Below are 11,304 nucleotides of genomic sequence, written 5' to 3' on the forward strand. Positions count from 1 at the left end.
TTACGGCTATTAAAGGAGAAATATGCTGGTAGAAATTGGTGTACAGAACGTAGCTAAGGCTTTGACTTTCCAAAGCAATGAATCTGCTGACGAAGTAAACGCTCAGGTTGAAGCAGCAGTGAACAATAACACTACTTTGAAGTTAACTGATGAAAAAGGTCGCACTTACGTTGTTCCACGCGAAAATCTTGCTTATGTGGTTGTGGGTTCTGAAGCTTCTCACCCAGTAGGTTTCGGCGCTCTGTAAAGAAGGCTTATAAGCGGGCATTCTTTTAAAGAATCACACAGTTGATTGTTTATGGGAATGCCCGCTTTAGTATTTTCTGCAATGGATTCGAGGTGCATCAGGGGTTTTGCGTGTAAGTGACTGAAAACAGAAGACGAGGTATGTTGGCTCTTGAGTGAGCAGTTCGTGAATCGTGGCTCGCTATGGCACTCCGTGATTCGCTTATTATTGAAGACTGAAATTATCTCGAAATAGACGTGAGCATTGTCAGCGCTAGCAACTTTCAGGAACACATGAGAGCTGATATCATATGAAAAAAGAATGATGTGTACTGGGTCTTGCCCCGAGGCATTTGCCTTGTTATTCATCGTTGTGACAAAACTCAGCTTCAGCTTCTAGCAGGATGCGACATCCAGGATTCTCGTGGAGCTGTGAATCATTCCACAACGACCCCATGGAAATGTCGCTTTTTCAACCTCAATAACATTATTCCCGTAAACGGGAGAACGAGTTCTTTCTTATACGGATTCATTGGGTTATTAGGACAAAAACTAAGCCAATGTTTAAAAATAGCAAACACGCCAATCCTTTTGGATTTACATGTCTACGAGTATATAATTCGCTTACAAATGGACTGAGAGTGCCCGGTCGGCGGTAGGAGCTCAACCCCCTACCGCTTCTTCTTTATTTCGGATAGATTTTGATCTCATAACCCCTCGCATTTTCTCTCGTGAGCCACGGCGAATTTTCGGTTTCAAAATCTGGTATGACCTATCCATGCTGTTAGGATGTAGATATTTATTGCCAATTGGTCGAGCTATTAAATCAGCAAATTGTAGACCTGCAAGGTTTGCTTTCTTGTCTGCACAGTGGAATTTAATGGTTCTTCGGTTTTTCGCGGGGTTTTAGGTTGCGGGTGTGTGACTAGCGGCTGTTTCTCACAATCTGGCTGCACGCCGCGTTAAATTCGGAGAGCTATTGCTCTCACATATACTGGCTTAACCGATTCATACACCTGTTATGCCAGTTTTGATGCGCAAAAATGGCTTCAAAACTGGCATATCGGTTGCGCGTATCAACCTCACATATGACTAGGGTTGTTCATGCATGAAGACAAAAGAAAATGCGCCAAAACACATTCACACTGCAGCGATGTCTTAACACTTGACAGCCGGAGGAATCAACTGGAACCTACTGGGCAACATCTTCTGCTCAACCCCGCTAAAAACTGAAGAGCCAATTTAAGCATTCCTTTTATGCCATCTAGTCCAGAGGAGTTGATGATATTATCAAACTCAGTACGGAGTAGCGCGTTTTCCTTTTCACCTCGTGATTCAAAGACTATAGGAATTGTTTTCTCTTTTGTTCTTTGTCTTGCATCTCATAGAAGGCGCATTCAATACCGTATTGAACGGCTAAGGCATATACGTTTCGCGTATGTCTTACTGAAAACCGTGCAATCTCTCGCATCAACACAAAAGCCCCATAATCCCCAGCAGATTCAACAACCGTCCAGCTACCGCGTCACCAGCGAAGACAGAACACAGCTACCGAATCACGCGAATACGTCCTCTCCGAATAATCTCACGAGCGATATCGTCATCGGTCAAGTTCTCGCCAAGAAGATTTGGTTTACCGGCACCATGCCAATCAGATCCACCAGTTGTGAGCAAATCTAAGCGATCCGCCAACCTCAACAAGCGCTCTTGCTGTTCTGGTGGATTATCCCGATGGAAAACCTCCAAACCGTCCAAACCGCAGTCACGAGCAAAGAACTCTATGTCGGCATCTGTCAGCAAATTCTTATTGCGCGTAGGCGCAGCACAATGCGCAAGAACCACAACACCACCAGCATTTTTCAATGCTGTAACTACCTGCGAAACGCGGGGAGATAAAACTGGAATATAGTATGGGCTCTTCGCAGAAATCACACCATTAAAAGCATCCGTTCGTGTTTCATAAACACCAGCAGCAACCAGCGCGTCAGCAATATGCGGTCGGCCAATCGTTGTTGCATCTCCCCCATGCACTTGTTCCAAAACGAGATTCCATGAAATCGGATAATCTTTCTCCAAGGCTTCAACCATCTGCCGTGCGCGCTGAGTACGACGTTCACGCATTTCTGCATACAAATCCAACACGTTATGATCTTCGCAGTCATATAAATATGCCAAAACATGCACACTGACTCGTCCATGGTCGTGTTGAGCAGTAATTTCAGTACCCCGAATAAGAGGAAAATGAAGATTTAAAGCTACCTGCTTAGCCTCACCCCATCCGGCTATAGTATCGTGATCACTAATTGCAACGCCATGGAGACCTTTCTCATAAGCCATGCGAATAAGCTGCGTAGGCGAATAGGTGCCGTCAGAAAAAACCGTATGACAATGCAAGTCCCAGCCACTACTCGCTGGCTTGTGCCCATCATTGTGTTCAGCGTTGTACTCAGCATTGCGCTCAAGATTGTGTGAACCCGTCATAGTTCCATCGTAAACTGAGCCATAAAGAAAGGCATAATATGAAACTCACTGGTTGGCGTCATACCACATCGTGGACATATCTGGTCATGCTTATTGCTTCAGCTTCAGCTCTCCTCGTTTCCTTCGTGCTGAGCGCGGAAACACTGCAATTGGCACGTCATCCCGGCGCTGCTTTAGCCTGCGATGTTAATTCAGTTATCTCTTGTTCAACTGTCGCTAATTCCTGGCAATCAGAGTTTATTCGCGTTGGAGCTTTGAGCTTTCCGAACGCCTTCTTTGGTATTGCTGCCGAATCGGTCTTCGTTACCGTGGCAGTTATGGGCTTAGCTCGCATCACTTTCCCTCGCTGGTTTGCTGTGGCTGCATGGGCGGGAAATCTGTTAGCTGTTCTCTACGCTGTATGGCTGTTTACCCAGTCTGTGTTTGTTATTCAGGCATTATGCCCATGGTGCTTAGGTCTGCTAGCTTCAAGCTTGCTGCAGTTTATGGCAGCTTCGCATGCAACTTTTGCTGTTCAAGAGATACCTCGCAAGAATAAGGCTGTGCACATGTATTATCATCTGAATATTGATTTGCTTGTTGATCTGCTTATTTTCGCGCTTTTCGTAGGCATTATTTTCGTCAAGTATGGCGCTGCTTTGTTGGGATAAGATGATGGCTCGTTTTACCTCGTCACACGCAGTACTTAATTTTGTGCGCAGTTATTATGACTGCATCGTTGATTATCCGTGGGCTTCACACCCGAGTTTTGCGGTTATTCGTCACACTGATACAAAAACATGGTTTGGCTTAGCTATGACTCTTTCAGAGCATACCTTGGGCATTAGTGATAGCGAGAACATGATTGATGTGCTCAATCTCAAGGCGTCACCTTTTGATGTTGATTTCTTCCAATCACAGCCAGGTTTTGCTCCTGCTTATCATATGAATAAAACGCATTGGATTTCTGTGATTTTAGGTGGAACTGTTCCCGATGAGCAGATTGAAAGCATGATTGCTACCAGCGCTGCTCTTGCTACGCGTTAAACAGTTCCACCTGTCCAACCAGCACAGCATCACCGGTGAGTAACACACGCTCAACTTCAACTTCAACAAGTAAAGTTCCTCCCGGAACGCTAATACGCCAGTTGTTCACTCCTGTACGCTCGCTGAGCACTACTCCAGCTGCACACAGACCAGTACCGCAAGAAAGCGTTTCTCCTGCTCCCCGCTCATTAACTCGCATGGTTGCCAGACCAGCATTTTCTTGTGCATTCACATCATCAATACGCACAAACTCAGCATTTTGACCAGCAGGCAATTCAGGTTCAACTCGCGGAGTAATTGTTAAATCAAGCTCAGACACATCCGGCATGGTCTGCACAGGAATAGATAACGGCATTCCCACAGACAGCGTAGTTAAATCAAGCTGCTGCCCCACAACCGTTACCACATGAGGATTTCCCATATCCACGAAAGTTCCCATACCCTGTGCATTATTGGCGGGAACCTCCACCATATATTCCTCACGCATGCCCATACGCCACGGCCCCATATCAATACGGAACACATGCGTACCCAAACCATCCACAGCTCCTAAGAAAGTAATATATTTAATCCCTGCACGGGTAGCCAAAGCAAAAGGCTCATCTTCACTCGCCTGAGTCAATCCAACATGCATAGCAAGCGCTGCAGTTACGCGAGCACCATTACCACACATCTCTGCTAACGAACCATCTGCATTACGGTAGTCCATAAACCAATGTGCTCCTGCATCGTGAAAAGCCTGAGCCTGCTCAGCGCTCACATCAGACACATGTTCAGGAGGAGTTAAACGGATAATGCCATCTCCACCCAACCCAAAATGGCGGTCGTCAAGAGAACGTACTTCTTCAGGGGTCGGCTCGTATTCGCCGTGCTCATCGAACCAAATAACGAAATCATTGCCTGTGCCATGTGCTTTAAGAACTGTGCGAGGAAAAGTCATACTCACTATATTAGCGGGCAATGTGTCAAGAAAATTATGAAGCTCTGCTCGCTACCGCAGTTTTGCGCGAGTTATGCTACGAGCTCTACGCACGTCATACGAGGGACTAAACTAAAAGATTATGGTTACGGGAATTATTGATGTAGGCGGCGGTTACCGCGATATTTTTGGAGCAGGCGTGCTCGATGGTCTGCTCAAAGCTGAACAGCAGTTTGATCGCTGTTACGGTATTTCTGCTGGCAGTGGAAATCTCACCTCGTTTTTAGCAGGTCAGTATAAGCGCAACTATCGCTTCTATATGGAGTATGCTTTCCGTCATCGTTACGCTTCGATGCGCAATCTGCTCACAACCCGCAATTTTGTTGGTTTAGATTATGCTTACGGCACGCTGTCGAATAGCGATGGCGAATATCCGCTCAATTACGAGGCTTTTGCTGCTAACCCTGCCGAGTTTACCGTGGTAGCAAGTAATGCGCTTACTGGTCAGCCGGAATATTTTAGTAAAGAGCATATGCATCAGGATGATTATTCCATTATTATGGCATCTTCCTGCGTGCCCGTTGCTAACAAGCCTATGCAGATTGATGACGTTCCCTTTTATGACGGCGGTATTACTGATCCGATTCCTGTGCAGAGAGCTTTTGACGATGGTTGCGACCGTGTTGTTTTGATTACTACTCATCCTGATGATTTTGTGCGTGATCCTCATAAAGATGCGGCTCCTGCGCGCGTTCTACAACGCTCGTATCCGCAAGCTGCGCAGGCTTTACGCAACCGCGCGAAAGTGTATAACGATGAGATGACTGTGGCTCGTCAGTATGCTGCTGAAGGTCGGCTTCTTATTGTATGCCCTGATGATACGTATGGTTTAGATACGTTGAGCAAAACACGTCAAGGACTGCTCGATATGTACAATGACGGTGTGGGAAAAGCACAGAAGATTGTGGAATTTTTGGCAGGTTCGTATGACGAGTAATGCTCCGATTGGCATTTTTGATTCCGGCTTAGGCGGCATTTCTGTGGCGAAAGAAATTCACGCTCTGCTCCCCCACGAAAATATTATTTTCTACGGTGATTCTGCACATGCCCCGTATGGTGTGCGTTCGACTGAAGATGTGCAAAAACTAAGTATGAATGTGGCTAATACGCTTATAGAACAAGGCGCAAAAGCCATTGTTATTGCGTGTAATACGGCTACAAGTGCTGCTGCTGAATTAATGCGTTCATCCTATTCCATTCCTATTATCGGCATGGAACCAGCTCTTAAATTAGCATGTGATTTAGGGGCTGGTCAGCCTCAGCACGTAATTGTTACTGCAACAGAACTTACTCTGCGTGAGAAGAAATTTGCTGCGTTAATGGAGCGTTTTGCTCAGACGCATACTATTGAAAAACAGCCTTGCCCTGAGCTGGTGGATATTATTGAAAACGGTTATTTTGAAGATGCTGATCGCGTAAATGCTACGCTTCAACACTATCTCGATGCTTACCCATTAGACAGCGTTAATTCTATTGTGCTTGGTTGCACACATTTTACGTATTACCGCGATTATTTCCGCGCTCTTGTGCCCCAGCATGTGCGCATTGTGGATGGCAATGAGGGCACAGCACGGCATGTTCGCGATGTGTTGGCTGAGCGCGATGAGCTGGCAAGCAATAATAATGAAGGTACTATTATCCTGCTCAACTCATCGGATGATCCGCGCATGATGGAGTTATCGAATTATTTTTGGTCACTGTAATTTTTTCTTGAGCAGAAAATCTACCTGTTCATCCTCTCCTACAGCAAAAATATGCTCGCTAAAGCGCTCGTATCCCCAATTTTTATAGAATTCTTGGGCAGCGAAATTGTATTGCCATACGCCTAGCCACAGCCAATCAGCTTTCTCTTCGCGAGCAAAATCAACAGCTTTGCTCATAAGGAAACTTCCTAAACCGCGACGTTTGAAACGAGGCATTACGTATAAACGCTGAACTTCAATACTGTCTTGCGGAATCTTCGGGTTGCTCTCGCTAAAAGCGTCTGGACGGTTCAGCTTCATAAAAGCAGCTATTTCACCGCTGGCTGTATCGATAAGCGCAGTGTGTACGCTATAGTTGTCAGCTAGCTCGCTCTGCGTGTTCTCAAGAGTATACGTCTGCGCAATATAGTCATCGTTATCGCGCGGCGTAGACGTGAGCAAAAAGGTATCTTCAAAGGTAAGCGCTTCAACCCATTGCAAAGCCTGTGCATCTTTTAGCTCTAGAGTGCTGTATTCTAAACCGTCTAAATTTGGCTTTTTATATTGTGCGTTGCCTGAATGTTTTGGTCTGGCAGGAATTGTAGCGATAGTAAAACCTTGTGAGTTAAGCACCGTGTTTTCGCGCGGTGTGGTCTGCTCAATCAGATAGTTGCGCAGTACGTGGGCATGATTAATCACAAGGTCTTTTGCGCCAAAAACAAGAGTAATGCGCGAATCAGCGTGCTCGTGCATAAGTGTGAGCAAGCGCTCAACAGCAGGATTATTGTCGAGTTCTGCACGATACCGAGCTGCGAATTCACTGTAGCGAGCGCGGTCATGATTCCACCATGTGCGCAGCTGAGGTGAAGGAGCTATATCTTTTAACCATTCATCCAGCTGCGCTTTAGTTTTCGAAACGCCACGCGGCCAGAGACGATCTACCAAAATGCGGTAGCCATCAATCTCAGGAGTAGCAGGAGCGTAAGCGCGTTTTAAAGCAATATCGGTCATACTTCTAAGCTAGCGCGCGGCGTCTATTTTAATGCGCAACGCCAACGTCTGAATCCCTCGACGTAGCAAATTCGAGTCCTGAGGAGACAACGCTCCGCCCACACGGTTCAAAGCAAAGTAGAGTTTCTCGGCGAGCTCAGAACTCTTCGTCACCACTACCCCAGCAGTCACATCGGAATGACCAGACAAATACTTGGTAGCAGAATGCAGCACAATATCCGCTCCCAAATCCAAAGGCTGCTGACCCAGCGGTGTCACAAAAGTATTGTCAATAATAACCAGCGCCCCATGCGCATGCGCTACACGAGCAACAACTGTTACGTCAGACATTTTAAGCAGCGGATTTGTAAGCACCTCAAAATACACAGCCCTCACGCGCTTGCCCTGCGAGAAAGCCGCGTCAAAAGCCTGCTCCAACGCTTCCTCACGGGTGGTATCTGCCTCGAAAAAGCTTAATCCCCAGTGTTCAAAATACTCATGAATAATCGAATACGTACCACCATAGATGTTGTCGCCTGTAATAATATGATCTCCCGGTTCAAAAATGGAGAACGCCGCGTGAATCGCCGCCAATCCCGAAGAGAAAGCAAAACCAGCACTGCCGTGCTCCAGCAACGCCACCTGCTTTTCCACAGCTTCACGTGTAGGATTGCCCGAACGCGCGTAATCCCAGCGCGGATATTCGCTAACTGTTTCGAAAGCGAAAGTCGAAGAATTGTAGATTGGTGGATTTACAGCGCGCGTTGAGTTATCGCTCACCGCCTGACCGTGAATGAGTTGAGTATTGAAATATGTCATGTATCCAAAGTATCAAGCCGAAACCGCCCGAAACAGCGTAAAACAGTAAAACGCTCTGCTCGCTTATAGCTATTTTTTATCGCGCGTTCTTAGCCACGCAACTAGCGCCCGTATAATAAAATGTTATGAATACTTTATTGATTATTGGTTTAATTTTTGCTGCTCTTGCTGGCTTGTTGCACGTGCTCATCGCCTACTTGGAGATGTTTGCTTGGGAGGGACCATTAGCGCGAAAAACTTTCGGTGGCACTGCTGAGGAAGCTCGCCCTTTACTTTCTTCGCATACAATCAGGGTCTGTATAACGGTTTCTTAGCTGTGGAAACTTTTGTTGGTATTGCGTTAACCGTGTGCGGATACACTGCTGTTGGTTCTGCTTTAATGATTGCGGGAACTGCTTCTATGTTGTGCGCTGCTCTCGGTTTAGTACTCAAAGACAGCTCGTATGCTCAAGCATCAGCCAAACAAGGAACTCTTCCGCTGCTAAGTTTGATTTTTATTATTATCGCTTTGCTCGTCTAATGCAAAGGGCTGGGAGAAATCCCAGCCCTTCTGTTTTACACGTCAATATTCGTCAGCATTGGTTTGAGCGTAGCGTCTTTAATCTGTTTGACGCCTGCGAAAGCAATAACCATCGCAATAAGCGCCAAAATTGCTACAGTAACGAAGCCGCCGTGGGCACCGTACTGATCAATAAAATAACCGGAAATAGAATTACCAATAGAACCACCAATCGAGTTCATCGCACCCATAATTCCCACTGCTTCGGTAAAGCGTGCAGGCGGAACGAGGTGGAGCACAATCTGGTTACCATTAATCCACGTTGGTGACTGACACACGCCAATAAGCAAGTAAATAATCATCACCGCCCAAATGCTCTTCACAAAAATAAACGAGCTCAAGCCAAGCGCCACAACAACAATACAGAAGTAGAAGCGTTTCCACAGCGGGATAATCCATGACTTCGCGCCGTACAACGTAGCGCCTACCAGCGAGCTAAATGAGAAACAAGCAAAGATAAAACCGGTCAGGCTTTGCACGTTCTGTTCTTTAGCAAAAGCCAAGATAGAAATACCTGACGCGCTTTGGAAAGCGCCTAGACCAAACCATGTGATGCAGATAGCAATAAAACCAAAAGAAAAGATGGACGCTTTCTTTCCTGCTACTTTCTGACCGCTGGCTGCCGCTACCCGTTGCGCTTCCTGCAGACGGAACTCTTTACGAGTTATACCTGCTTCGCGCGCTAAATCCGTTTGACTTGGCGGCTCGGCTGAGCGTACAGACAGAAACATGATAGCGCCAACCAGCACGAAAATACCGGTAGCAGAGAACGACAAGACACCAGAAGCGACGGCGAGGATGGATGAGAGCGGATTGCCAATCATCCACATGGCTTCATCCAAAATGGAAGAAAAGCCCATAGCTCGGTCAATTTTTTCTGAGCTGTTCTCTTTGTTCTTAAGCAGATACGTCCAGCGCGAACGGCTCATAGCACCCCACGGCGGAATACACGCCATAAAAGGCACGAGGCAGTACAGCAGCCATTGAGGCGCGTGTAGTTCAATGCTTGTAATCAGCACCGTTGCAGCTATCATCCACACGGCAACGATTGGAATAGATACCTTCGTTTGTCCAAAACGATCGACAAGGCGACCGAAAATTGGTGTAAGAATGGCCAAAGAAATAGCTTGGATCGCGCTTAACGTGCCGGCCAGCGTGTAGCTGCCGTAAATACGCTGCACGGAAATAGTGATGCACATACCCACCATAGGAAATGGCATTGAGGCAACAACAGCGCCAATAGCATAGCGTGCAGTGCCTGGGATTGTGAGAAGTTCTCCGTAACCACCGAAAATGCGTTGGAAGATGGACTTTCCATACTTATTGCTGCTCGTCAACTGTGACATAAGGCAATCAGTGCTCTCTCTGTTTGTTGTGTCTCTGTTTGGTTTTGCTGTTTTAGTTTTACTGTTTGCCGGCGCTTTAGTTTCTAGTAGCGCGCCTAACTTCGGTCTGCTGAGACCTAGTTTTGTTTTCTTGTTATTTTTTGTTTCGCGTCGCGACCCTGATTATCTCTCGTCGCTACCCTCTCGCGTTTCATACACGCTCTTCGCCTTGACCTGTATTCTTTGCTGTACGTTGATTATCGTCGTGCTGTTTGCACTCTCTTTTCGTGTTTTCGCGCGTACACTACTTTAACGCGAACCGGGTGTCTGAACAGGTGCAACACGCTGAAAATCAAGAAAATTTTAACGATATTTTCGGGAATTTTGTAATGGGTTGAAATTGTTGGGAAATATGGCGGTTAATCGGTTAAGAGGAGGAGTTGAATGAGATGACTTTTGAATACGCTCTAATTTGAATGGCATTTAAGGACAGGAAGATTGTATATGAGTAATATTCTCTCCAAAAAATGGGGAAGTCGAGAATACTGCTTTCATCTGATAGAATTCTTGTTGTCTAAAATTACACCATTCTTAGCTGTGAATTAGCTCTCTGTTGTTGCAAGTACTGCACCTAATAAAAATTCGCTTGCCTCCTTCCTATCCGATGTATAGTAATACTATTTCAAGAGAAAAGGAGAAGATCAATTATGGCAGAAAGATATATGAGTTTTACCGAGGTTGCAGAGTACCTCAACGTGGCAAAAGGTGCACTGGGTAATTACAAGCTTCCAGAACTAGATGTCTATATCGAGCGTACACGAGGATGGAAACACGAGACGATTGAGATCTGGGATGCTAATCGCCCCTGGTAAAGGTAATCACAAAGGACGTTAGCTTTAATAGTATTTGATAAATTGCGCTGTCCTAAGTATACATATGAGTGTATCAATTCAAAACAGCGCTCAATTTGTTATCTAGCATATTCAATGAGTTCCTAATGATATTGGAGATTCCCTTTGTTACAACGTATTTTGTTCTCAATCACATCTTGGTTATCATTGCGAATTGGCTATGATTTCTTTTAATACAGTGGTTCCTAACCATTGTAGCCGCCGAGAATAGCTGTGAATTAGCTTTCATCCTCTTTGGTAAAATAGCCACCCCCGATACACTCACGACAATCAGGCTGTGAATTAGCTTTCATCCTCTTTGGTAAAA

12 protein-coding genes and 2 pseudogenes are annotated in these 11,304 nt (G+C 45.9%); 8 read left to right on the plus strand and 6 right to left on the minus strand.

From position 1 onward, the window contains the following. Positions 1-22: 22 nt before the first annotated feature. A complete protein-coding gene (locus HMPREF2909_RS06305) occupies positions 23-247 on the plus strand; it encodes a DUF3107 domain-containing protein (RefSeq protein WP_021618104.1) in 225 nt (74 codons plus the stop codon). A 1,526-nt stretch (positions 248-1,773) separates the two neighbouring features. On the opposite strand, the gene HMPREF2909_RS06310 is transcribed toward HMPREF2909_RS06305, so the two are convergent. Next, positions 1,774-2,706, minus strand: a complete 933-nt coding sequence (locus HMPREF2909_RS06310) for a PHP domain-containing protein (protein WP_084797289.1) — start codon at positions 2,704-2,706, stop codon at positions 1,774-1,776. 38 nt (positions 2,707-2,744) lie between these two features. Between HMPREF2909_RS06310 and HMPREF2909_RS06315 the strand changes: the two genes are divergently transcribed. Both HMPREF2909_RS06315 and HMPREF2909_RS06320 read left to right on the plus strand, forming a co-directional pair. Continuing rightward, the gene (locus HMPREF2909_RS06315) at positions 2,745-3,356 is read left to right on the plus strand and encodes a vitamin K epoxide reductase family protein (protein WP_049227063.1); all 612 of its coding nucleotides are present in this window, start codon (positions 2,745-2,747) and stop codon (positions 3,354-3,356) included. A gap of 1 nt (position 3,357) precedes the next feature. After that, positions 3,358-3,732: an MmcQ/YjbR family DNA-binding protein gene (locus HMPREF2909_RS06320; RefSeq protein WP_168165272.1), complete on the plus strand. Its 375-nt coding sequence runs from the start codon at positions 3,358-3,360 to the stop codon at positions 3,730-3,732. Here the strand turns inward: HMPREF2909_RS06320 and dapF are convergent. Beyond that, positions 3,722-4,672 carry a diaminopimelate epimerase gene (dapF, locus tag HMPREF2909_RS06325; protein ID WP_071415627.1) on the minus strand — a complete coding sequence of 317 codons (951 nt, stop codon included), beginning with the start codon at positions 4,670-4,672 and terminating at the stop codon, positions 3,722-3,724. The genes HMPREF2909_RS06320 and dapF overlap by 11 nt on opposite strands. A gap of 121 nt (positions 4,673-4,793) precedes the next feature. Between dapF and HMPREF2909_RS06330 the strand changes: the two genes are divergently transcribed. Together HMPREF2909_RS06330 and murI are read left to right on the plus strand one after the other, a co-directional pair. After that, a complete protein-coding gene (locus tag HMPREF2909_RS06330; RefSeq protein WP_049217401.1) occupies positions 4,794-5,648 on the plus strand; it encodes a patatin-like phospholipase family protein in 855 nt (284 codons plus the stop codon). After that, on the plus strand, positions 5,638-6,414 hold the full coding sequence (murI, locus tag HMPREF2909_RS06335; RefSeq protein ID WP_071415628.1) for a glutamate racemase: 777 nt from the start codon (positions 5,638-5,640) through the stop codon (positions 6,412-6,414). The genes HMPREF2909_RS06330 and murI overlap by 11 nt, the downstream gene beginning before the upstream one ends. Here the strand turns inward: murI and HMPREF2909_RS09645 are convergent. The 3 genes and pseudogenes from HMPREF2909_RS09645 to HMPREF2909_RS06345 all read right to left on the minus strand — a co-directional run. Next, complete coding sequence (locus tag HMPREF2909_RS09645; RefSeq protein ID WP_256375733.1) at positions 6,406-7,026, minus strand: GNAT family N-acetyltransferase; 621 nt, start codon at positions 7,024-7,026, stop codon at positions 6,406-6,408. The two genes, murI and HMPREF2909_RS09645, sit on opposite strands and share 9 nt — an antisense overlap. Positions 7,027-7,035: 9 nt before the next feature. Continuing rightward, positions 7,036-7,404 (minus strand): annotated as a pseudogene (locus HMPREF2909_RS09510) (DUF488 domain-containing protein); the annotation flags it as partial. Positions 7,405-7,431: 27 nt separating this feature from the next. Further along, positions 7,432-8,202: pseudogene (locus tag HMPREF2909_RS06345) on the minus strand (trans-sulfuration enzyme family protein); the annotation flags it as partial. Between the two features lie 125 nt (positions 8,203-8,327). Here HMPREF2909_RS06345 and HMPREF2909_RS09650 point away from each other — a divergent pair. After that, positions 8,328-8,516, plus strand: coding sequence for a DUF1304 family protein (locus tag HMPREF2909_RS09650; protein WP_210387879.1), 189 nt, complete (start codon positions 8,328-8,330; stop codon positions 8,514-8,516). 2 nt (positions 8,517-8,518) lie between these two features. After that, complete coding sequence (locus HMPREF2909_RS09655) at positions 8,519-8,722, plus strand: hypothetical protein (RefSeq protein ID WP_210387880.1); 204 nt, start codon at positions 8,519-8,521, stop codon at positions 8,720-8,722. A gap of 35 nt (positions 8,723-8,757) precedes the next feature. Here HMPREF2909_RS09655 and HMPREF2909_RS06355 read toward each other — a convergent pair whose 3' ends face one another. Next, positions 8,758-10,107, minus strand: a complete 1,350-nt coding sequence (locus tag HMPREF2909_RS06355; protein WP_071415631.1) for an MFS transporter — start codon at positions 10,105-10,107, stop codon at positions 8,758-8,760. 686 nt (positions 10,108-10,793) lie between these two features. On the opposite strand from HMPREF2909_RS06355, the gene HMPREF2909_RS06360 reads away from it, so the two are divergent. Continuing rightward, positions 10,794-10,958 (plus strand): transcriptional regulator, encoded by a 165-nt coding sequence (locus tag HMPREF2909_RS06360; protein WP_071415632.1) that lies wholly within the window; start codon positions 10,794-10,796, stop codon positions 10,956-10,958. Positions 10,959-11,304 lie beyond the last annotated feature (346 nt).

The organism is Alloscardovia sp. HMSC034E08, from assembly GCF_001813415.1.
In the GTDB taxonomy this organism is placed as follows: Bacteria; Actinomycetota; Actinomycetes; order Actinomycetales; family Bifidobacteriaceae; genus Alloscardovia; species Alloscardovia omnicolens.

Coding starts and splice junctions, on each gene's coding strand:
- HMPREF2909_RS06305 (WP_021618104.1), top strand. CDS start 23: ATGCTGGTAGAAATTGGTGTACAGAACGTAGCTAAGGCTTTGACTTTC.
- HMPREF2909_RS06310 (WP_084797289.1), bottom strand. CDS start 2,706: ATGACGGGTTCACACAATCTTGAGCGCAATGCTGAGTACAACGCTGAA.
- HMPREF2909_RS06315 (WP_049227063.1), top strand. CDS start 2,745: ATGAAACTCACTGGTTGGCGTCATACCACATCGTGGACATATCTGGTC.
- HMPREF2909_RS06320 (WP_168165272.1), top strand. CDS start 3,358: ATGATGGCTCGTTTTACCTCGTCACACGCAGTACTTAATTTTGTGCGC.
- dapF (WP_071415627.1), bottom strand. CDS start 4,672: ATGACTTTTCCTCGCACAGTTCTTAAAGCACATGGCACAGGCAATGAT.
- HMPREF2909_RS06330 (WP_049217401.1), top strand. CDS start 4,794: ATGGTTACGGGAATTATTGATGTAGGCGGCGGTTACCGCGATATTTTT.
- murI (WP_071415628.1), top strand. CDS start 5,638: ATGACGAGTAATGCTCCGATTGGCATTTTTGATTCCGGCTTAGGCGGC.
- HMPREF2909_RS09650 (WP_210387879.1), top strand. CDS start 8,328: ATGAATACTTTATTGATTATTGGTTTAATTTTTGCTGCTCTTGCTGGC.
- HMPREF2909_RS06355 (WP_071415631.1), bottom strand. CDS start 10,107: ATGTCACAGTTGACGAGCAGCAATAAGTATGGAAAGTCCATCTTCCAA.
- HMPREF2909_RS06360 (WP_071415632.1), top strand. CDS start 10,794: ATGGCAGAAAGATATATGAGTTTTACCGAGGTTGCAGAGTACCTCAAC.